The organism is Streptococcus mitis, assembly GCF_000722765.2.
Classification (GTDB): domain Bacteria; phylum Bacillota; class Bacilli; order Lactobacillales; family Streptococcaceae; genus Streptococcus; species Streptococcus mitis_AQ.
On the sequence record NZ_CP028415.1, the window covers coordinates 1,084,597 to 1,107,411 of the forward strand.

Consider the following 22,815-nt stretch of genomic DNA (forward strand, 5'->3'; position numbering starts at 1 on the left):
CTTTACACACTAGGCATGTCACGATAGGAAACACTGCGTCCCATCTCACCAGCATTCTCTTTTTGAACAAAGGTATTAGCATTGATGTAGGCAATAGCAGATGCTTTCAGTACATCGAAATCAAGCCCTGCTGCATTAAAGATGGTTTCTGTATCTCTGTTTTCAACAGTGACCAAGACCCGAGCTTGGGCATCAATTCCATCTGTCACAGCGTCAATAGTATAGGACACCAAGCGGACGGATTGGTTAAAGAACTTATCGATAGCGTTAAAGATTGCTTCAACGGAACCTTGCCCTGTCGCATTAAATTCGACTTTTTCACCATCCATATTGGCTAGGCTAACGATTGCTTCAATGTCATTGTCTGCATGAGTTTGAAGTTGTAAATCATCAAAGTGGAATCCTTCAGGGTTTTCAACCATAGTTCCAGCCACCAGTGCACGAATATCTGCATCTGTGATTTCTTGTTTCTTGTCGGCCAGTGCCTTGAACTTGGCGAAGAGTGGTTTGATATCCTCTTCTGTAAAGTCTAGGGCCAATTCTCTTAGTTTCTCGATAAAGGCATGGCGACCTGACAATTTACCAAGCGGAAGACTATTACTCTTAACACCAACCAATTCAGGGGTGATAATCTCATAAGTAAGAGGATTTTTAAGAACTCCATCTTGGTGAATACCAGATTCATGAGAAAAGGCATTACCACCAACCACAGCCTTGTTTTTAGGAACTGGAATTCCTGAGAAGCGAGAAACCATTTCTGACGTATTGATGGTCTCATTTAAAACAATACTGGTTTCTGCTTGGTAGTAATCTTGGCGAATATTGAGCGCCACTGCAATTTCTTCAAGAGCAGCATTCCCAGCTCGTTCCCCGATACCATTGATAGTCCCTTCAACACGACCTGCCCCATTCTTGACAGCGGCAAGGCTATTTGCCACTGCCATTCCGAGGTCATCATGACAGTGAGGCGAATAGATAATCTGACGATCTGTCTTGACATTCTCAATCAAGTGTTTGAAGATAGCTCCGTATTCCTCTGGTGTGGTAAATCCAACCGTGTCAGGGATATTGATATAAGACGCCCCTGCATCAACCGCTGTTTGAACAACTTGCAAGAGGAAATCCAACTCTGTTCTAGTTGCATCCTCAGGAGAGAATTCGACCACTTCAAACTTAGAACGGGCGTACGAAACATGCTCCTTAATAGCTTCCAAAATCTCTTCCTTGCTCTTATTGAGCTTATACTTGCGATGAATCGAACTGGTAGCGATAAAGACATGAACCTGTGGATACTTGGCGTCCTTGAGAGCCTCGTAGCAAGCATCGATATCAGACTTGACCGAACGTGCCAAACCAGTCACCGCTGTTTTCTTCAAGACCTTAGCAATCTCCTGCACTGCCGTAAATGAGTCTGGACTAGCCGCTGGAAAACCAGCTTCAATTGCTGAAATGCCCCATTTTTCTAGTTGTCTTGCGATGGCAATTTTTTCCTTGATTGAAAAGTTAACACCTGGTGTCTGTTCTCCATCCCGAAGGCTGGTATCTAGAAATTCAACTGTTCTCATAAGATTTCCCCTTTTCCAAATGTGGTTTTAAAAAAACATCTCGCTTAGAAGTCCAAGCGAGATGTTGATTTACTCCCGCTTGGTAAGCCAAACAGGACTAATGCTTTTTGCACTAGCCCGAGTACCTCAACAACAAAGCAAATTGATTAAACTTAGCTGTTTTCATGTTTGACTTCCTCCTTCGTTTGATATCTTGTTTAGTATTTTAGCATAGCTAAAAACACTTGTCAAGAAAAAATCCAATATTTTCTGAAAATTTCTTCAGTAAAGAATATTTCGCTAATTGAAAGTTCTTGAAAATCCTTGAAATGTTTCATTTTTTAGAGGTTAAGCTCCAACTTTTTTCTATCAATTCCAGGACTTCTTCATCTGATAAAGTATCATCAAGCGCCACACTAATCCAGTAACGTTTGTTCATATGAAAAGCTGGATAAATCCCCTTTTGTGAAAGCAAGTCCTCTACTTGGTCGTGCTTGAGATTGACTGCTTCCACTAATCCTTCTCTCCCCTTTTCCAGCTTATCCCAAGAAATTTTCATCAAAACGGCATACCACTTTTGATTACCTTCATGTCTTAAAACTGCTGTATCAGGCGATTTCTCCCACAGATACTCCAACTGGTTTCCATACTGTTCCTGAACCTGAGTCACGATTCGCTTAGTCTGAGGACAGATAAAATCTTGTGCATCAAAACAGGCCTTCCGAATCTGGTAAAGAATTTCCAAACAAGCCTCACGGACACTTCCTACAAAACTTCCTCTCATACTTTCTATATGGACTTGAGGATAGAGGTCACCAGTCTCCTGGTCAAAGACTTGAAAACTCACATTATCATCAGTGATGGACACAGTCATAACAAAGTCACCCTGCAAAATCTGGCAACTATAAGTCCAGACTTCCCAATTTTCTACAAAACCATAGGCACGAGCCTTTTCTTGATTAAACTGATAAGATTTAAAAATTTCAAACATAAGTGAAAACTGCTACCCAAAGCTAGCAGTTCCTTTCTATTTTTTAAAAGACCACCTTAGTTCCGTGCAATTGTGTCACGCCCAGCTGGTCGATAAAGGTCTGACGGTTGTCAAGGTCAATCCCCCCACCTGGTAGAATTTCAATCTTACCTTTAGCGTGCTCCAAAATTCTGTGATAGTGAGCAAAACGTTTGTCTAGTGAATCCTCAGATACACCAGCACGAGTCAGGATACGAGTGACACCAGCTTGGCTGAGCCAGTCAATAGCTTCCAACTGATCTTCGTCACTCAATTCATCAAAGGCCATGTGGAAGACAATTTCCATTCCTTTTGATGCAGTAATCAACTTCTCTAGATTAGCCTTATCCAACTTCTTATCAGCAGTTAAAGCTCCAAAAACAACCCCTTGACTTCCAGCCTGAGCAGTCAATCGAATATCTTCTAGCATGATAGCAATTTCTAGTTCATTATAGACAAAGTCGCCACCACGGGGACGAATCATGGTCATAATGGTCGTATCGTAGTTGGTTGCCAATTCAACTGCTGCCTTGGTCACTCCATAGCTGGGTGTTGTCCCACCAACTGCTAGATTGTCACAGAGTTCGATTCGACGAGCTCCGGCCTGCATCGCTTTTTCAAGCAAGGTCACATTTTCAGAACAAAATTCGTAAATCATTTGATTCTCCTTGAAGATTACTTTGAATTTATTATATCATATTGTTGTGAATATGCTTTCATTTATATCAAGGAAAATTGCTACTATTTTTTTATTCTTTGTCTGGAATGACTTTAAAGAGATAGTAGGTGATAAAGATGGTCAAAGCTCCCAGACCGATTTTGACTGGTAAAAGAGGTGCAAAATAAATGGAAATTCCCATCAAGATGTAGATAGAAACGATGATTTTTTTCTTACGTTCACGCGCAATAGACTTGGTCTCGCGAAAATCAGCTACATATGCTTGATAGAGCTTGGTATGGTAAAGCCAATCTTCGAAGCGCTTGGAACTTCTGGAGAAACAAGCAATAGACAACAAAAGGAAAGGCGTTGTCGGCAACAAGGGTAAAACAACCCCGACAATAGCCAAAGCCAGTGATAAAAAACCAATAATTAGATAAATAATACGCATAGCTACTCCTAATTAAAATAATCTTCTTCTAGTTTCGCATACAATGATGAATTTTGTCAAGCTCCAACTAAAAAGAGCCTGAAATTGACTTTCAGGACTCTCCTCTTATTTAATCTTTTCTTCTTCGTAGTCGCCATTACTACATACAACCTGCTTGCCACCACCACGGACTTTTTTCTCCATGAGGAAGTTACCACATTTTGGACAGTCACGACCAACAGGCTTGTCCCAAGAAGTAAATTCACAGTCTGGATAGCGATTGCAACCATAGAAGAGGCGGTTACGCTTGGTTTTACGTTCAATGATTTGTCCCTGATGACAACTTGGACACTCAACACCAATCTCTTTCACAATTGCTTGGGTATGACGGCAATCTGGGAAATTGCTACAAGCGTAGAACTTACCAAAACGACCAAGTTTAATGACCATTGGACTGCCACACACTTCACAATCAAATCCAGCTGGTTCATCCTTGATCTGGATTTTTTCCATTTCTTCTTCAGCCTTGGAGACCTCTTTAGAGAAAGGTTTGTAAAAGGCGTCAATGACACGTTGCCACTGTTCTTTTCCGACTTCGACATCGTCCAGCTTGCCTTCCATTTCGGCTGTAAAGGTCACGTTTACGATATCTGGGAAATATTCAACGATGAGCTTGTTAACAATTTCTCCCAACTCTGTTGGTTCAAAACGTTTAGCTGCAAGACGAACATAATATCGTTTTTGAATGGTTTCAATGGTTGGTGCGTAGGTTGACGGACGGCCAACCCCATTTTCTTCCAAGGTCTTGATCAGTGTCGCTTCAGAATAACGAGCAGGCGGTTGAGTGAAATGTTGCTCTGGTTTGCTATTAATCTGTTTAACCACATCGCCAACAGCCATGTCCGGTAACATCTTATTCTTGTCAGAATCATTATAAATAGCAAGATAACCATCAAACTTAACCTGACTACCATTAGCAGCAAATTGAACCCCATTTTGAGACAATTTAACGGCCATGGTATCAAAGACAGCAGCTGTCATCTGGCTAGCCACAAAACGATTCCAAATAAGAGTATAAAGCTTGAGCTGATCCTTATCCAGATACTTAGCAATACTTTCTGGTGTATTAAAAACGCTAGACGGACGAATAGCCTCATGGGCATCCTGAGCACCTGATGCATTTTTAACCTTGCTACCATGCTTAGAATACTTGCTACCAAAACGGTCCGTAATGAAGCTTGCTGCCTCATTTTGCGCCACTGGACTGATACGAGTCGAATCGGTACGCATATAGGTAATTAAACCTTGCACACCAGAACCAATATTAATCCCTTCATAAAGCTGTTGGGCAACCATCATGGTCTTTCGAGTACGGAAATTGATTTTATTAGCCGCATCCATCTGCATAGATGAAGTGGTATAAGGTAAAGGAGCATTGCGCTTGCGCTCTTTCTTATCCACCTGATCTACTGAAAAATCTTTACTAGTCAGACGAGACAAGACTTCCTTAACCTCGTCATTGCTAGTCAGTTTCAGCTTTTTACCATCTACTCCATAGAAGGAAGCCTGGAATTGCTTGGTTCCCTTTTTAAAGACGACATCAATTGTCCAATATTCTTCTGGCTGAAAGGCATTGATTTCATTCTCACGGTCAATGATTAACTTAAGCGCAATAGACTGAACGCGCCCTGCTGATAAGCCCTTCTTGACCTTCTTCCACAAAATAGGCGAAATCGAATAGCCTACCAAACGGTCTAGGACACGACGAGCCTGTTGGGCATCGACCAAGTCCATATCAATCTTACGAGGTTCTTTAAAAGCATTTTTGACCGCATCCTTGGTGATTTCATTGAAGACCACACGGTTGGCATCATTTTCATCCAAGTTGAGAATATGGGCCAAATGCCAAGAAATCGCTTCTCCTTCACGGTCCGGGTCACTCGCCAGAAAGACTTTATTAGCTTTTTTGGCTTCTTTTTTCAAGTCATTGATGAGAGGACCTTTTCCTCGGATATTGATATATTGCGGTTCATAATTATTTTCAATATCGACGGACATACTGGATTTTTTCAAATCACGGATATGGCCGACACTGGCTAAAACCTTGTAGTTTCTGCCGAGATATTTTTCAATCGTCTTGGCCTTAGCAGGCGACTCCACGATTACTAGATTTTTTTAACTGTTGATTTTTTCTTTTTTGTTGCCGTAGCCACAGTATCACACCTTTTCAAAGTAATAAACTTTATAAAGTGTAAACCATTTTGCCATAACTGTCAAGACTTAGCTCCTATATATAGAAGAAAAGTTTGTCTACTAAGCGGACTTTCTTCTTATAGTCAATGAAAATCAAATAGCAAACTAGGAAGGTATCCGCAGGTTTCTCAAAACACTGTTTTGAGGTTGCAGATGGAAGCTAACGTGGTTTGAAGAGATTTTCGAAGAGTCTTAAAATTCAAACTCAGCAAGAACATCTTGCCCACTGGTGACCAATTTTGCTCCTTCTTGAATCAAATGATGACAACCGTCTGATAGTCCATCTAAAATACTGCCAGGAATAACAAAGACGTCACGCCCTTCTTCCATTGCTCTCTCACAGGTAATGAGACTACCTGAACGCATCTTAGCCTCTGCTACAATCACACCACGACAAAGTCCAGCAATGATACGATTTCGGGCAGGAAAATGAAATTTCAGAGGTTGTTCGCCTGGTCCATATTCACTGAGAACCAGATGATCATTTCCGATATAGTCTTGCAAACGTTTATTGGCTTTAGGATAAAACACATCCAGCCCTGTTCCAATCACTGCAATGGTTTTTCCGCCATTCTGAAGAGCAGCCATATGAGCTGCTGTGTCAATGCCCTTGGCTAATCCACTGACGATAACCAGTTCATTTTCCAAGCCCTGAATAACTTTTTCAACTGACTTAACTCCCTGTTTGCTACAAGCACGACTTCCCACGACCGCTACCTTCGGGAATTTCAAGAGGTCTAGATTTCCCTTGTAAAATAAAAGCACAGGAGCATCGTATATTTCACTTAAATCCCAAGGATAACAGTCGTCTAAAATAGAGAAAGATGGAAATTTTTGAAACTCCTTCTCCAAATGCGTATCGTCTATCTGAAAATAACGTTCCATAAAAACAGCTGGATTTCTGCAACCTGATATATCTGCAATATCACCCAACAAAAGCTCCTGATCAACATTTTCACCGTATTCTAGGACTTTCAAAATCTGTTGATTGGTCAAACCTGATTTTTTTAACTTATAGATTTCATAGTTTGTGATTTTCATAAATATCTCCATTTCTTTTTCTACTCATCTATTTATTCGTAAAAAAATCAAAAAAACATCCGACTATTTTAGCCAGATGTTGGAATCTTTAATTTTCGTTTTTAAGAATTTCTTCTAATTTATGATAATCTTGGACACTATCGATCTCATAGATGCTGTTGCCTTCTAATTCTTCAACATAGACATCCAGCTCTTTGATATTATCCTTAACCATATTGTCCCAGTAGAGATCAACAAATTCACCACTTGCATAAGCCTTATCGATAAAGCTGACAATCTTTTCTGCAGTTGGAGCGTCCCAGAAGGATACACCACTAAGGATGCGGCCTGCCTTACTATCAACAGTAATGTCTTGAACCTTATAGTCATCTCCATAGACCAAGAACCATTCGTTGGTACAATCTTCACGATAAACACTAAAATAAGTAGAACGTGTCAAATCATTGCGGAACATATTTTTGAAGAGATAGTTATCTGCATCAATAACATAGCTGTTGGCCAACTCTTCTTTTACAAGATAGAGAGAGTAAAAGTTATTGTAGTCAGCGTATTTATCATTGAAAACGAGTCGAACTCCGTATTTCTCTTTTAAATAATCGAATTGTTCTTTAAGATAACCAACAATGATGATGATATCATGGATTCCTTTTTCTTTGAGAAACTCAATCTGGTATTCAATCAAGGGTTTTTGATTAACCTGAACCAAGGCTTTAGGGGTATTTTCAGTCATAGGACGCAAGCGAGTTCCCAATCCCGCTGCTAAGATGATGGCTTTCACACGAATCTCCTTTATTCTTTAATAATAATATAAACTCCAGCAATGACGACAAGTGACGTAATAATTGTCAGCATATCTAGTGCTGTTCCCAAGAAGAGAGCTGCAAACAAGACAGTCCAAACTACATAACTCACGTTCAAGCCTGTAGCCTTGGCTGGTTGCAAGCGATTGATAGCGATATAATAAGCCAAGTAAGAAATCATATCAAAGGCTGCAAAGACAATCATAAGACCTAGCAATTGTCCATTGGCCACTTCTGCAAATGACTGATGAGAGAAGAGCACAATCACAAGATAGGACAAAAATGAAGTCACTTGACGGATTAAGAGGGCTTCGATTTCACTCAATTCACTTTCCATGGCAAAAGAGCTAAGGACACTCTCACTTCCCCATGCAATGGCACAAACCAAAGCACAGAGAATCCCAATGTAGAAGGAATTGACCTGTTCAACCTTATAGGTCTGAGCAATTATCCCTCCAATAATCAAGACAATGCCGAATACAGTATTTTTCGAAATCTTGTGCTTCAAAAAGAAGAAAGCCAATAAAACTGAAATCGCAGGATAAATAGCCGATACTGATGAAGCTAAGGAACTTCCGATATACTTAACCGCATAAAGATTGGCCTGCATACCTATAGGGCCTGCTAGCAAGGCTCCGATGATAACACTGACATTACGAATATTTAAGAAAATTGAGAGACGAACTTTTCCTTCTTTTACCAAGAGAAAAGCTAGTAAGATAAAGATACTCAAGAAATCATGAGCAGCGGCTACCACAAAGGGCGACAAATCTGTAAAAATCGAAAAGATATAAGCACTAATCGTTAGACCTAAACCCCAGAAAACACCTGAGAGTAGACCAAAGGAAACTCCATTTTTATTTTTCATATGAACCTCCATAATTAGCCAGACCTTTAACAGCTCTTTGGTAACGATTCACACCATAGTCACCAAAATCTGCACCTTGCTCTTCCTTATAGACAGTCCATAGACTCCAAATAGTATCTTGTAAAATTTTATAAATGGCAATCTTTTCTCGAGAGACAGGTGTTCGCTCACTCTCATAGTGAGATAAGAAAGCTTCTTCCTCTTGATGAGTGAATTCAGACTCTAAAAAGAGGGCAGCCAAATCCCACATTGGATCGTTCATTGATGAATATTCCCAGTCAATCAAATAAAGTCGTCCTTGAGGTGATTCGATAAAGTTTTCAGGCACCAAATCGATATGACAAGATTTTCTGTCAACACCTAAGTCAGCCAGTCTTTTCTCTAAGGAGAAGACTTCTTCTCGAACAGCTTCATAGTTGGCATAAGGGATTTTTTCCTCAATCAAAGATTCGTATTTTTTGATTTCTTCAAAAGGAGCAAATTCTCCCCTTAATTCCTTTCCAGATGCATGGATAGTTTGTAAAATTGGAGCAATTTTATCAAATTTGGTCTTGATTGACGTTGAATCCAGCGTAATCGCAGATTCGATATACTCATTTACTTTGATACCAGCTTCAATATCAAAAAGATAATTTTTGACATCTAGGTCTAAATCTTTAAGTAATTCAAGATTGTACTTTTCATCTTGACGATTGATCAGTTTTTCAGTCCCTTTACCAAATAACTTAACAATGTATTGCTTATTTGTTGTTTTGACCAAATAGTTTTGATTGGTCATTCCCCCCAGTTGTTCAACACTGAGGACTTCCTCTTCTTCACTAAGTAAGGAAGAAATTTTTTCTTTAATGATTTTCTCCACAATTAACCTCCAGGACTTATACTTCCCACTTAAACACTGTTTTAAAGGCTGTGTTTAAATCGGTCGCAAAGACACGGTGAATATCTTTAATTTCTCTTACAGGTTCTTCTAGATAAAGGATATTTTTAAGACGATTTGCAAATTTCTTGACTTCCATCATTTGGATTGCATTTTCAAAATCAATGCGACCAGAACGAGAGGAACCAACCAAGAGCAAGCCTTTTTCTAAGGCATCGCGTGTATTGAGATTGACTTTATACTCGCTAACGCCCATCATGAGAATCGTTCCCTGAGGACGAATGTAGCGAATCAGGTCATTAATAGCTGGTCCAGTACCATCACCACCACAACACTCAAAAGCATGGTCAAAGGCCAAATCTTCAGGAATATTATCAGTAATATAGCATTCCTTAGCAAAAGAGAAGAGTTCCAACTTTTCCCAATGACGACCAATAACCACAATCTCTGCTTCTGGCAAAGTATAGTTGATAATATTAGCAACTACAAAAGCTAAACTTCCATCTCCGATAACAGCGATTCGGTCCCGCTTGCTATGAGCAAGGGTCAATAGACGATTCATAGCGTGCATGCCGACACTGACAAACTCTGTAATGGCTGCAACCGTATCTTCGATAGCATCATAAGCCACCACACGATCTTTAGGGAGAGAAACAAACTCTCTCATAAAGCCATCAAATCCACTAGACAAGAAATGAGTCCCTGTCATGTAGTTTTCATAGAATTCTTCATCACTCTGCATAGGAGGCTGATTGGGAATCATGACAACTTTTTGCCCAACCTCGTAGGTTCCCGTCGGGTCAGAAATAACGGTTCCACATGACTCGTGAATCATTGCCATTGGAAGCTTTTTATTCAAAATCTTGGGATCACGTTTTCCCTGGTAGTAACGCTGATCCGCATGACAGACAGCCATGTAGTTGGGACGGATGAGGATATGATTCTCTTGGTCAATAACCTCTTCCTGATATTTGACATTGATAAACTTGGGCTTAGTCAGTTGATAAATTTGATTAATCATATCACTAGTCTTTCTCAATCATACTTTTTGCAATCTTCAAATCTGTCACTGTTGTGATTTTTAGGTTTGAGTATTCGCCCTTAGCCAAGGCCACATCTTTTCCTTTAATGACAAAGATTTTACATGCATCTGTTAAGATTTCCTTCTCTTCAACAGAAAGAGAGCCATAAAGATCCATGAAGTCCTTGCAACGGAATGTTTGAGGTGTTTGTCCTTGATAGAGGTGAGCACGATTTGGAATATCTGTAATGAATTGACCGTTAGTACTTTCAACGATAGTATCAACAGCTTCTACCACTGTGTCCACTGCGTCATGATTTTGAGCAAGTTGGATATTGTCCTGAATCATGCGAAGCGTAATAAATGGGCGAACAGAATCGTGGGTAATAACGATATCCTCTGGAGTAAGCGGACGATAAGCATCAATGGCTTCAATGATTTTCTCAATACTTGTATTGCGGTCAGCACCACCTTTTGTAATGATGATACGTTCCTTATGAAGAGGTAGATATTTATCTACAAGATCCTCTGCATGGGAAACCCAGTCTCCATGAACCCCAACTACAATTTTTTCAATGCTTGGTTCCAAGACAAATTTTTCAATTGTATGAATCAAAATAGGTCGATCACCTAGCTCTAAAAATTGTTTTGGCAAGTTACTGATCCCCATGCGTGTGCCAGTTCCACCAGCAAGAATTCCTGCATAAATCATCTATTTTCTCCTTTGTCTTACTAAAAAAACTTATTCTCTCTATTATACCACAATCTAGTCCTATTATGAAAGAAATACCGAACCTCCCGTTCTAGAATAGGAGGAATTAAGCAGCTCTATTATTCAAATAATCTAGACCATTTCTAATAATAACCAGGAATTCTGTAGCAATTACTAATAAATGGCTGTGAAATTTTAGAGTTCTTCAGAATAATATACTTTCCTTAAAGAAAACTTAAAATTAAGATTTGAAACTTCAAAGTGATTACTTGACTTATACTCAATGAAAATCAAAAAGCAAACTAGGAAGCTAGCCGTAAGCTGTACTTGAGTACGGTAAGGCGACGCTGACGTGGTTTGAATTTGATTTTCGAAGAGTATTACTGCCCTTCATTTCTTATTAGCTGACTTTATGATATAATGAAAAATGAGGTAAATTGAATGAAAAGTATAAAATTAAATGCTCTATCTTATATGGGAATTCGTGTCTTGAATATTATTTTTCCCATCTTAACTGGTACCTACGTCGCGCGTGTCTTGGACCGAACTGACTATGGTTACTTCAACTCAGTTGACACTATTTTGTCATTTTTCTTACCCTTTGCGACTTATGGGGTCTATAACTACGGTTTACGGGCCATCAGTAATGTCAAGGATAACAAAAAAGATCTGAATAGAACCTTCTCCAGTCTTTTTTATTTGTGCATAGCTTGTACGATTTTGACCACCGCTGTCTATATCCTAGCCTATCCCCTCTTCTTTACAGATAATCCAATCGTCAAAAAAGTCTACCTTGTTATGGGGATTCAACTCATTGCCCAGATTTTTTCAATCGAATGGGTTAATGAAGCTCTGGAAAATTACAGTTTTCTCTTTTACAAGACTGCCTTTATCCGTATCCTGATGCTGGTCTCTATTTTCCTGTTTGTCAAAAATGAGCACGATATTGTTGTCTATACACTGGTGATGAGTTTATCGACACTAATTAACTACCTAATAAGTTATTTTTGGATTAAAAGAGACATTAAGCTTGTTAAGATTCACCTAAGTGATTTTAAACCGCTCTTTCTCCCTCTAACAGCCATGTTGGTCTTTGCCAATGCCAATATGCTCTTCACTTTTTTGGATCGTCTCTTCCTCGTTAAAACAGGGATTGATGTTAACGTTAGTTACTATACCATGGCTCAACGAATTGTGACCGTTATAGCTGGTGTTGTAACAGGAGCTATCGGAGTAAGTGTGCCACGTCTTAGTTACTATCTAGGAAAAGGCGATAAGAAAGCTTATGTCGCACTTGTTAACAGAGGCAGTCGAATCTTTAATTTCTTTATCATTCCACTCAGTTTCGGACTCATGGTTTTAGGACCAAATGCCATCCTACTTTACGGTAGTGAAAAATATATCGGAGGCGGTATCTTAACCTCTCTCTTCGCTTTTCGTACGATTATCCTAGCACTAGATACCATTCTTGGTTCCCAAATTCTCTTTACAAATGGCTATGAAAAACGTATCACAGTTTACACAGTCTTTGCTGGGCTACTCAATTTGGGTTTAAATAGTCTCCTCTTTTTCAACAATATCGTGGCTCCTGAATACTACTTACTGACAACTATGCTATCAGAGGCCTCTCTACTTGTTTTCTATATCATTTTCATCCATAGAAAACAACTCATCCACTTAGGACATATCTTTAGCTATACTGTTCGATACTCGCTCTTTTCACTTTCCTTTGTAGGAATTTATTTCCTGATTAATTTCTTGTATCCTGTGGATATGGTCATTAATTTGCCATTTTTGATTAATACTGGTTTGATTGTCTTGCTATCAGCCATCTCTTATATTGGTCTACTTGCCTTCACCAAAGATAGCATTTTCTATGAATTTTTAAACCATGTCCTAGCCTTAAAAAATAAATTCAAAAAATCATAGGAGTTTAGAATGAAACAACTAACCATTGAAGATGCCAAACAAATTGAATTAGAAATTTTGGATTATATTGATACTCTCTGTAAAAAGCACAATATCAACTATATTATTAACTACGGTACTCTGATTGGGGCAGTTCGACATGAGGGCTTTATCCCTTGGGACGACGATATTGATCTGTCCATGCCTCGAGAAGACTACCAACGATTTATAAACATTTTTCAAAAGGAAAAAAGCAAATATAAGCTCCTATCCTTAGAAACTGATAAGAACTACTTTAACAACTTTATCAAAATAACCGACAGTACGACCAAAATCATTGATACTCGAAATACAAAAACCTATGATTCTGGTGTTTTTATCGATATTTTCCCTATGGATCGCTTTGATGATCCTAAGGTCATTGATACTTGTTATAAACTGGAAAGCTTCAAACTTCTGTCTTTCAGTAAACACAAAAATATTGTCTATAAGGATAGCCTCTTAAAAGATTGGATACGAACAGCCTTTTGGTTGCTCCTTCGACCGGTTTCTCCTCGTTATTTCGCACATAAAATCGAGAAAGAAATTCAAAAATATAGTCGTGAGAATGGTCAGTATATGGCCTTTATCCCTTCTAAATTTAAGGAAAAGGAAGTATTCCCAAGTGGTACCTTTGATAAAACAATTGATTTACCCTTTGAAAATTTAAGCCTTCCAGCACCTGAAAAATTTGATACTATTTTGACACAATTTTATGGAGATTATATGACCCTACCACCAGAAGAAAAACGCTTCTACAGTCATGAATTTCACGCTTATAAATTGGAGGATTAGGATGCAATATTTAGAAAAAGAAGAAATTAAAGAAATTCAACTAGCCCTGCTAGACTATATTGATGAGACTTGTAAGAAACATGATATTCCTTATTTTCTAAGTTATGGAACCATGCTTGGAGCTATCCGCCACAAAGGTATGATTCCATGGGATGATGATATTGATATTTCTCTCTATCGTGAAGATTATGAGCGCTTATTGAAGATTATTGAGGAAGAAAACCATCCACGTTATAAGGTTCTCTCCTACGACACTTCTTCTTGGTACTTCCATAATTTCGCATCGATTTTGGATACTTCTACTGTTATCGAAGACCATGTTAAGTACAAGCGTCATGACACCAGTCTCTTTATCGATGTCTTCCCAATTGATCGCTTTACAGACTTGAGCATTGTCGACAAGAGTTATAAGTATGTAGCCCTTCGTCAACTAGCTTATATCAAAAAATCACGTGCAGTTCACGGTGATAGCAAGTTAAAAGACTTTCTAAGATTATGTAGCTGGTACGCTCTCCGATTGGTCAATCCCCGTTACTTTTACAAGAAAATTGATCAGCTAGTCAAAAATGCTGCAACCAACACTCCTCAATATGAGGGAGGAATTGGTATTGGTAAAGAAGGAATGAAAGAAGTCTTCCCAATTGACACCTTTAAAGAACTGATTTTAACTGAGTTTGAAGGCCGTATGTTGCCCGTCCCTAAAAAATATGATCAATTTTTAACCCAGATGTATGGGGATTATATGACACCACCATCAAAAGAAATGCAAGAGTGGTATAGCCACAGTATTAAAGCTTATCGCAAAAGCTGATTAAGCAGTAGTTTACAAGAAAAAATATAACAAAAAAAGAGAAGATCGTTACACCTTCTCTTTTTTCTATTTAAATTGCTTCTGTGACAAAACTACGGCTTTCCAATACTTTGAGCATGGCGTTAGCTGTATCTATGGCTGTGAATAGGGGCACCCCGTGTTCAATAGCTGAACGGCGAATCTGCTCACCATCTTCGTCTGCAGTTCGTTTTGTTCCAACTGTGTTAATGATAGCTTGAATTCTTCCTTTACGAACAAAACTTGGGATATCTTTATTGTCATCACCAATCTTACCAACAGGTTGGGCTTGCAATCCATGACTGGCAAAGAAGGCTGCTGTCCCTTCTGTCGCGAGGATTCCATAGCCAATATTGTGGAAACGACGAGCCAAATCTAGAGCTTCTTCTTTGGCATCATCTGCGATAGTAAATACAACGTTACCAAAAGTTGGCAAGTGTAAGTAAGAAGCTTCAAAGGCCTTATAGAGTGCTTTTTCCAAAGTCGTATCAGAACCCATAACTTCCCCTGTTGACTTCATTTCAGGACCGAGCAAGCTGTCTACCTTAGCTAGTTTTGTGAAGGAGAAGACAGGTGCCTTGATATGAACGCGAGTACTTTCAGGGTAAAGTCCATCTTGGTAACCAAGTTCTTCAAGGTTTTGACCAAGAATAAGCTTGGTTGCTACCTGAGCCATAGGGATATTGGTTACCTTAGAAAGGAATGGCACCGTACGGCTAGCACGTGGATTGACCTCAATAACGTAGACTTTTTCATCCTTGATAACAAACTGGATGTTCATCATTCCAAGGCAGTTAAGACCAATTGCTAGGCGTTTAGTATAGTCTGCGATTGTTTCTTGCACCTTTTGCGACAAGGTTTGTGGTGGGTAAACGGCCATTGAGTCACCTGAGTGAACACCAGCTCGTTCGATATGCTCCATAATACCAGGGATGAGGACATTTTCTCCGTCTGAAATAGCATCAACTTCGCACTCTTGCCCAACGATGTAAGAGTCAACAAGAACTGGGTGGTCTGGACTAGCCTTAACAGCAGTTCGCATGTAAGAACGAAGGTCTTCTTCGTTTTCAACGATTTCCATAGCACGACCACCCAAGACATAAGATGGGCGAACGAGGACTGGGAAGCCAATCTTGCGAGCTGCAAGCACTGCTTCTTCTTCATTGGTAGCCGTTTGTCCTGGTGGCTGTGGAATATCCAAATCTTTAAGAGCTTGCTCGAAGAGGTCGCGGTCTTCGGCACGGTCTAGGTCAGCAACCTGTGTACCAAGGATGGTAACACCCGCTTTTGCCAATGGCTCCGCAAGGTTGATGGCTGTTTGACCACCAAACTGAACGATAACCCCTTTTGGTTGCTCCAAGTCAATGACGTTCATAACATCTTCGAATGTCAATGGCTCAAAGTAAAGCTTATCTGATACAGAGAAGTCTGTAGAAACGGTCTCTGGGTTTGAGTTCATGATGATGGCTTCGTAGCCAGCACCCTGGATAGCCTTAACCGAGTGAACAGTTGCGTAGTCAAACTCAACGCCCTGACCGATACGGATTGGACCTGAACCTAGTACAAGTACAGATTCCTTATCAGACTTGATAGACTCATTTTCCCAACCATAGGTTGAATAGAAATATGGTGTTTCAGAGTCAAACTCCGCCGCACAAGTATCGACCATCTTGTAGACTGGGACAATCTTGTTTTCCAAACGAAGCTGGCGAACTTGGTCTGCAGTCGTTTCCCAAAGTTCAGCAATCTTACGGTCTGAAAATCCATTCAATTTTGCAGTTTTCAAAACTTCTAGATCTTGTGGATGGGCACCTAATTCTTGCTCAATTTCAAAGATGTGTAGGAGTTTATCAAGATAGAAGATATCAATCTTGGTCAATTCAGCTATCTCTTCAGGTGTATAACCACGACGAATAGCTTCTGATACATAGAAGAGACGGTCGTCTTGGGCTTTCACAACCTTTTCAATCAAGGCATCATCAGAAACTGCTGAAAGTTCAGGCATTTCATTGTGATGCACCCCAATTTCAAGGGAGCGACAAGCCTTAAGAAGAGATTCTTCAATGTTACGACCGATTGCCATGACTTCTCCAGTGGCCTTCATCTGAGTACCAAGACGGCGTTCACCTTTTTCAAACTTGTCAAATGGGAAACGAGGAATCTTGGCAACCACGTAGTCAAGGGCAGGCTCAAACATGGCATAGGTTGAACCCGTAACGGGGTTAATAACCTCATCCAAGGTCAAACCTACTGCAATCTTAGCAGCCAACTTAGCAATTGGGTAACCTGTCGCCTTAGAAGCAAGTGCTGACGAACGTGATACACGAGGGTTTACTTCGATGACATAATACTTGAAACTGTGTGGATCAAGGGCCAGCTGAACATTACATCCCCCTTCAATCTTGAGGGCACGAATAATGCTCAAGCTTGCGTCACGAAGCATTTGGTTTTCATAGTCTGACATGGTTTGCGCAGGGGCAAATACGATGGAATCCCCTGTGTGAATCCCAACTGGGTCAAAGTTTTCCATGTTACAAACAACCAAAGCATTGTCAGCTGAGTCACGCATCACTTCGTATTCTATTTCCTTGAAACCTGCAATTGAACGCTCAATCAAACATTGGGTAACAGGTGACAACTTCAGACCATTTTCAGCGATCTCGCGCAATTCTTCCTCGTTGGCACACATACCACCACCAGTACCACCAAGAGTAAAGGCTGGACGGACGATGACTGGGTATCCAATTGTCACCGCAAAGGCAACTGCTTCTTCTACTGTGTTAACAATTTCAGATTCTGGAATGGGTTGGTTGAGCTCTTCCATCAATTGTTTAAAGAGGTCACGGTCCTCCGCTTGGTCGATGGCAGATAATTTGGTACCCAGAAGTTCAACACCAAGCTCATCAAGGATACCATTTTTAGATAATTCCATGGCCATGTTGAGACCTGTCTGACCACCGAGTGTTGGTAGCAAGGCATCTGGACGCTCCTTACGAAGAATACGTGTCACAAACTCAAGTGTAATTGGTTCAATATAAACCTTATCAGCAATTTCCTTGTCCGTCATGATAGTTGCAGGATTTGAGTTAACCAAGACAACCTCATAACCTTCCTCTTTCAAAGACAAGCAAGCCTGGGTCCCAGCGTAGTCAAACTCAGCAGCCTGACCAATAATAATCGGACCAGAACCAATCACCATAATTTTTTGAATATCAGTACGTTTAGGCATAGTTTATGATACAAAGCCCGTAAAGAACACAGTGAAAATAGGAAACTCGGTGCAGACGCCTTCAGCGTCAAGACGATGTTTATCTTTTTCACACAGTTCTTAGGGCTTGTTCACTTCCGCGAACAATGTATCTTCTCCTTTCTATTCGGCAACTCTCAGGTTGCCATTAAATAAATTCTCCGACGAGCTTTTACTCGTTCTTAGTTTGATTGTTTAAAAGCTTCCATCATCTCGATAAACTCGTCAAATAGGTAGCTGGCGTCGTGTGGACCAGGGGCTGCGTCTGGGTGGTATTGAACAGAGAAAGCAGGTTGGTATCTGTGACGCACACCTTCAACTGACTTGTCATTGATTTCTTCGTGGGTGATGATCAAGTGCTCTGGCAAATCCTCACGGCTAACTGCATAACCATGGTTTTGACTTGTAAAATCCACACGTCCTGTAGCAATTTCGCGTACCGCATGGTTGAATCCACGGTGTCCAAATTTCATCTTATAGGTCTTAGCACCATTTGCCATTGCAAAGAGTTGATGCCCCATACAAATACCAAAGATTGGAATTTTTCCTTGCACACCACGAATCATATCTAGTGCAGCCGGAACATCTTCTGGATTCCCAGGACCATTTGACAACATCACTCCGTCAGGATTGAGATGAAGAATTTCTTCAGCCGTTGTCGAATAAGGAACAACTGTCACGTTACAGTTGCGTTTAGAAAGTTCACGTAGAATTGAGTGCTTGAGACCAAAATCCACTAGCACTACACTCAAACCAACTCCTGGAGCTGGATAGGAAGTTTTAGTAGAAACCTGCTTGATATTATCTGTCGGCAAAACTGTTGCTTGGAGCTGGTCCGTCACATGGTCCATGCTGTCCCCAACATGGGTCAAGGTTGCACGCATGGTACCATGCTTACGGATAATCTTGGTAAGAGCACGTGTATCAATTCCTGAAATACCTGGAATTTTCTTGGCTTTCAAAAATTCATCCAGCGTCATTTGGTTGCGCCAGTTGCTAGCTCTACGTGCTTCTTCGAAAACAACGACTCCCTTACAAGTTGGAATAATGGATTCGTAATCATCACGGTTAATTCCATAATTTCCTACCAAAGGATAAGTAAAGGTCAAGATTTGTCCATTATAAGACTGGTCTGTAATGGATTCTTGGTAGCCGGTCATGCCTGTATTAAAGACGATTTCGCCTGTTACATCAATATCTGCTCCGAAGGCCTTGCCTTCAAAAACTGTTCCATCTTCTAATAATAGAAGTCTTTTTGTCATATTTTCACCTCTCGTGGACGCTCACTGGCGTCTTTTAACGTCTTGTGTTTTAGTTGGCGTTTCTACTCGCCAATACGGATTCTAAGATTGCCATTCGAACAAAGACACCATTGGTCATTTGTTGGACAATCCGTGATTTTGGTGCTTCAACCAAGTGATCTGCAATTTCTACATCACGATTGACTGGAGCTGGGTGCATAAGGATTGCTGTTTCTTTCAAACGATCGTAACGTTCTTGAGTCAAGCCATGTTGGGCATGGTAGTCTTCTTTTGAAAACACTGCACCACTATCATGGCGTTCATGTTGCACACGGAGAAACATCATGACATCCACCTGATCAATTATTTCATCAATGGTTACAAACTGTCCATAATCTGCAAACTCTTGACTTCTCCATTCCTCAGGTCCAGCAAAGTAAAGTTCAGCTCCCAAGCGTTTCAAAATCTGCATATTGGATTTGGCAACGCGTGAGTGGTCCAAGTCACCTGCAATAGCAACCTTAAGCCCCTCAAAGTGGCCAAATTCCTCATAAATGGTCATCAAATCAAGCAAGCTCTGGCTAGGGTGTTGGCCCGAACCATCTCCACCATTGATGATGGAAGTCGTAATCGTGGGACTAGCAATTAACTCTCTGTAGTAGTCAACCTCTGGGTGGCGAATCACACAGACATCCACTCCTAAAGCAGACAGAGTCAGGATGGTATCATAAAGTGTCTCACCCTTGTTAACCGAACTAGTTTTCACATCAAAGTCAAGTCGTTCCAGCCCCAGTTTAATCTCTGCCACTTCAAAGGACTTATGCGTCCGTGTAGAATCCTCAAAGAAAAGATTGGAAACAATCGGATGGTCTTCATAAGGAAGTTGGGCTCCATTTTTAAACTCAATTCCTCGCTTGATCAATTTCATCACTTGATCGACAGTGAGGTCTTCCATGGACACCACATGGTTCAATGCTTGTTGATTTTCTGACATGGCTACTCCTTTAGCTTTCTAAGCTTCTTCAGTAATCAGAACTCTGTCTTGGCCATCAAGTTCTGTCATCTCTACGATGATTTCTTCAGAACGACTAGTTGGGATATTTTTTCCAACGTAATCTGGACGGATTGGCAATTCTCTATGTCCACGATCTACTAGAACTGCTAAACTCACGCGCGCAGGACGACCATGACCGACAATATTATCAATAGCAGCGCGGATGGTACGACCTGTATAAAGCACATCATCCACCAAGATAACTTCACGGCCTGTCACATCAACAGAAATCAAAGAAGTATCTTCTCCACTTTTAACATCATCACGGAAAGGTTTTGTATCCAATTCCACAACAGGAACTGAAAGATTTTCTAGTTGCTCCAAACGTTCTTGGATACGGTGGGCGATAAAGACACCACGAGTTTTAATACCAGCCAAGACGATTTTATTCAAATCTTTGTTGCGTTCGATAATCTCATAAGTAATACGAGTAATCGCTCGTTTGACGGTCAATTCGTCTACAACTTCTTTTGTCTTCATGACAAACCTCCAAAAAGAAAAGTCTCCTTAAACAAGGAGACTTGAAATGTATAGCTAAGCGAGCCCTACTACAAATAGTATAGACTTCACCCTTCTACTTTATCACGCTCCTTGCCTGCCTCACGGGACAGGTTTAAAGGAATATTTAGTTATCAAATACTATAGCACAAAGCACGCTTAAAATCAAGCAAAAACTTTCAATGTAGCATCTTACAAATTGCTAAAATCATATAACTGTGGGTACTGGTCACACTCTGGATTTTTAGGATGACAAATAGCTCTTCCAAAATAAATCATAGCCTGATGGGCAGCTAACCACTGCTCCGGTGGCAAGATATCCATGACCCGCTTTTCCACCTCAAGAGGTGTCGCTGATTTTTTGACAATATCGTGGTGTTTACAAATACGCTCCACATGAGTGTCTACTGCAAAGGCTGGAATTCCAAAGCCCACACTCATAACAACATTGGCTGTCTTGCGACCAACACCTGCCAAACTCTCCAATTCCTCACGTGTTTGAGGAACTTGTCCATCAAAATCATCTAGTAACTGTTGGGCACATTTTTTAAGGAATTTAGCCTTATTCCGATACAGTCCCAGGCGAGAAATGTGTGAGGCAATCTCACCCTCTGTCGCAACAGACATGGCTTGTGGCGTTGGAAAGGCAGCAAAGAGACCTGGTGTGGCCTTATTTACCGCTGCATCCGTCGTCTGCGCTGACAACATGACCGCAACCAAGAGTTCAAAATGATTGGTGAAATCAAGACTGGGCTTGGCATCTGGAAAAAGAGCAATGATTTCTTCTAGCACCTTTCGTGCTCGTTTTTTTGACAAGACCATTATTTGTCTCCATCAAATAGTCCTTGTAAGCCAGCAAAAGGACTGTTTACTTCTTTCTTAACTGCTTGTTGAGCTTGGTATTCTTCCTCTGTCATGATTTGCCAGTCATTTCCTGAAACAAATCCTTGACCAGCTTCTTCTTCAGCCGTCAAAACCTTGATAGGAATGTTCAGCAGGATATTGTCTGATACGCTCTCAGCAAGGTCTAGTTCTCCATTTTCGATAGGCAAGACCAAATCATCGTCTAAAACTTCTTGATCTAGCTGGTTGGTTGCGCCTTCCATGAAAACTTCCGTTACTGGATAAGATTCAGCCAACTCAACTGGCTCCATACTACGACTGGAAGCAAGGACAATGGTATAAGACAACTGATAATCTAAGAAATACATACGGTCTTCGTACTGTACTTTTCCAACTGCAAGGATATCTTTTACATCTAAAATTTCTTGATTACGTGCACGCAGGTCTGCGGCTAGGTCTAAGGTTTGTTCAAAATGCAAGCCTTCAGACTGCTTACGAATTTCTTGAATATTTAATTTCATACTTCCTCCATAAAGATTTACTCTCTTGATTATACCATGAAAAGGCTACAAATCAGCACAGCAAACTTTATAATTAAATTTCGATTTTTAACATATTTACTACGACATTTTTATTTTTTAGTGCTATACTATAGGCAAGAATACATCAGAGCAAGGAGGATGCTCATATGGAAGACAAAGAACTCATTACTAATGCAACCCAACTCCTATCCGAGTTAAATAAAAGTTTCCAAAGCTGCAAACAGGGTAGGGCAGATGATATTCGATTACAAGAACTGCTAAATGCTACTCTGCAAGAACTCCAAAAAGCGGAAAAGTTGAACAACAGTATTTTAATCGACCTTGAAAAATTTTACTAACGTACCAGTCTTCTGATAGGTCTCGGGAGCCTAAAACTGAACGATCAAGCTCGTACTGCTTGGCGAAACTATGATAAATTCCATTACGAGCATGTCAAACACGTACTAACTCTTTATGGACCTGTTTTTGGATTTTAGAGATTAGAATTGTCAGTTTTCTGTTGACAAAATATCCTGAAAGGTATAGGATAGAGGTACTAATACTCGGAGGTAAGGGAGACATGAACAACTAATCTATCAAATAAATAACCTTTATTTAGTAGATCTT

The 22,815-nt window shown here is 40.3% G+C and carries 19 protein-coding genes and 2 pseudogenes; 4 read left to right on the top strand and 17 right to left on the bottom strand.

Annotated elements, in window-relative coordinates; all coding sequences use genetic code 11:
- Positions 1-2: 2 nt before the first annotated feature.
- From SK637_RS05640 to SK637_RS05690, 11 genes and pseudogenes are all read right to left on the bottom strand, one after another.
- Complete coding sequence (locus tag SK637_RS05640) at positions 3-1,565, bottom strand: 2-isopropylmalate synthase (RefSeq protein WP_033688904.1); 1,563 nt, start codon at positions 1,563-1,565, stop codon at positions 3-5.
- A 313-nt stretch (positions 1,566-1,878) separates the two neighbouring features.
- Positions 1,879-2,535 carry an MmcQ/YjbR family DNA-binding protein gene (locus SK637_RS05645; protein ID WP_033688905.1) on the bottom strand — a complete coding sequence of 219 codons (657 nt, stop codon included), beginning with the start codon at positions 2,533-2,535 and terminating at the stop codon, positions 1,879-1,881.
- Positions 2,536-2,578: 43 nt separating this feature from the next.
- Positions 2,579-3,211 (bottom strand): copper homeostasis protein CutC, encoded by a 633-nt coding sequence (locus tag SK637_RS05650; RefSeq protein WP_033688906.1) that lies wholly within the window; start codon positions 3,209-3,211, stop codon positions 2,579-2,581.
- Between the two features lie 91 nt (positions 3,212-3,302).
- Positions 3,303-3,662: a YbaN family protein gene (locus tag SK637_RS05655; protein WP_001220352.1), complete on the bottom strand. Its 360-nt coding sequence runs from the start codon at positions 3,660-3,662 to the stop codon at positions 3,303-3,305.
- A 105-nt stretch (positions 3,663-3,767) separates the two neighbouring features.
- A pseudogene (topA, locus tag SK637_RS05660) lies at positions 3,768-5,854 on the bottom strand (type I DNA topoisomerase).
- A gap of 232 nt (positions 5,855-6,086) precedes the next feature.
- The gene (gene dprA / locus SK637_RS05665) at positions 6,087-6,935 is read right to left on the bottom strand and encodes a DNA-processing protein DprA (protein ID WP_033688908.1); all 849 of its coding nucleotides are present in this window, start codon (positions 6,933-6,935) and stop codon (positions 6,087-6,089) included.
- An 88-nt stretch (positions 6,936-7,023) separates the two neighbouring features.
- The gene (locus tag SK637_RS05670; RefSeq protein ID WP_000643959.1) at positions 7,024-7,713 is read right to left on the bottom strand and encodes a sugar phosphate nucleotidyltransferase; all 690 of its coding nucleotides are present in this window, start codon (positions 7,711-7,713) and stop codon (positions 7,024-7,026) included.
- Between the two features lie 11 nt (positions 7,714-7,724).
- The gene (locus SK637_RS05675; protein ID WP_033688909.1) at positions 7,725-8,603 is read right to left on the bottom strand and encodes a DMT family transporter; all 879 of its coding nucleotides are present in this window, start codon (positions 8,601-8,603) and stop codon (positions 7,725-7,727) included.
- The gene (locus SK637_RS05680) at positions 8,593-9,462 is read right to left on the bottom strand and encodes a phosphotransferase family protein (RefSeq protein ID WP_033688910.1); all 870 of its coding nucleotides are present in this window, start codon (positions 9,460-9,462) and stop codon (positions 8,593-8,595) included. The genes SK637_RS05675 and SK637_RS05680 overlap by 11 nt, the downstream gene beginning before the upstream one ends.
- 16 nt (positions 9,463-9,478) lie before the next feature.
- Complete coding sequence (locus tag SK637_RS05685) at positions 9,479-10,501, bottom strand: ribitol-5-phosphate dehydrogenase (RefSeq protein WP_033688911.1); 1,023 nt, start codon at positions 10,499-10,501, stop codon at positions 9,479-9,481.
- Between the two features lie 4 nt (positions 10,502-10,505).
- Complete coding sequence (locus SK637_RS05690; RefSeq protein WP_033688912.1) at positions 10,506-11,213, bottom strand: IspD/TarI family cytidylyltransferase; 708 nt, start codon at positions 11,211-11,213, stop codon at positions 10,506-10,508.
- Between the two features lie 441 nt (positions 11,214-11,654).
- Between SK637_RS05690 and tacF the strand changes: the two genes are divergently transcribed.
- Genes tacF through SK637_RS05710 form a run of 3 tightly spaced genes read left to right on the top strand, consistent with a single transcriptional unit; the run spans position 11,655 to position 14,766 of the window.
- A complete protein-coding gene (tacF, locus tag SK637_RS05700; protein ID WP_033688913.1) occupies positions 11,655-13,142 on the top strand; it encodes a type IV teichoic acid flippase TacF in 1,488 nt (495 codons plus the stop codon).
- 9 nt (positions 13,143-13,151) lie between these two features.
- Positions 13,152-13,955 (top strand): LicD family protein, encoded by an 804-nt coding sequence (locus SK637_RS05705; protein WP_033688914.1) that lies wholly within the window; start codon positions 13,152-13,154, stop codon positions 13,953-13,955.
- A 1-nt stretch (position 13,956) separates the two neighbouring features.
- Positions 13,957-14,766, top strand: coding sequence for a LicD family protein (locus SK637_RS05710; protein ID WP_033688915.1), 810 nt, complete (start codon positions 13,957-13,959; stop codon positions 14,764-14,766).
- Positions 14,767-14,836: 70 nt separating this feature from the next.
- Here the strand turns inward: SK637_RS05710 and carB are convergent, their stop codons facing one another.
- From carB to SK637_RS05740, 6 genes are all read right to left on the bottom strand, one after another.
- Entirely contained in the window at positions 14,837-18,013 is a 3,177-nt protein-coding gene (carB, locus tag SK637_RS05715) for a carbamoyl-phosphate synthase large subunit (RefSeq protein ID WP_033688916.1), read from the bottom strand.
- A 200-nt stretch (positions 18,014-18,213) separates the two neighbouring features.
- A complete protein-coding gene (locus SK637_RS05720) occupies positions 18,214-19,293 on the bottom strand; it encodes a carbamoyl phosphate synthase small subunit (protein WP_033688917.1) in 1,080 nt (359 codons plus the stop codon).
- Between the two features lie 49 nt (positions 19,294-19,342).
- Positions 19,343-20,266, bottom strand: a complete 924-nt coding sequence (locus SK637_RS05725) for an aspartate carbamoyltransferase catalytic subunit (RefSeq protein ID WP_004260121.1) — start codon at positions 20,264-20,266, stop codon at positions 19,343-19,345.
- A gap of 18 nt (positions 20,267-20,284) precedes the next feature.
- Positions 20,285-20,806, bottom strand: a complete 522-nt coding sequence (pyrR, locus tag SK637_RS05730) for a bifunctional pyr operon transcriptional regulator/uracil phosphoribosyltransferase PyrR (protein ID WP_033688918.1) — start codon at positions 20,804-20,806, stop codon at positions 20,285-20,287.
- A 210-nt stretch (positions 20,807-21,016) separates the two neighbouring features.
- Complete coding sequence (nth, locus tag SK637_RS05735; protein ID WP_033681985.1) at positions 21,017-21,646, bottom strand: endonuclease III; 630 nt, start codon at positions 21,644-21,646, stop codon at positions 21,017-21,019.
- Positions 21,646-22,188 (bottom strand): YceD family protein, encoded by a 543-nt coding sequence (locus tag SK637_RS05740; RefSeq protein ID WP_033688919.1) that lies wholly within the window; start codon positions 22,186-22,188, stop codon positions 21,646-21,648. Before SK637_RS05740 ends, nth begins: the two co-directional genes overlap by 1 nt.
- A 167-nt stretch (positions 22,189-22,355) precedes the next feature.
- Between SK637_RS05740 and SK637_RS05745 the strand changes: the two are divergent.
- A pseudogene (locus SK637_RS05745) lies at positions 22,356-22,685 on the top strand (helicase BlpT).
- Positions 22,686-22,815 lie beyond the last annotated feature (130 nt).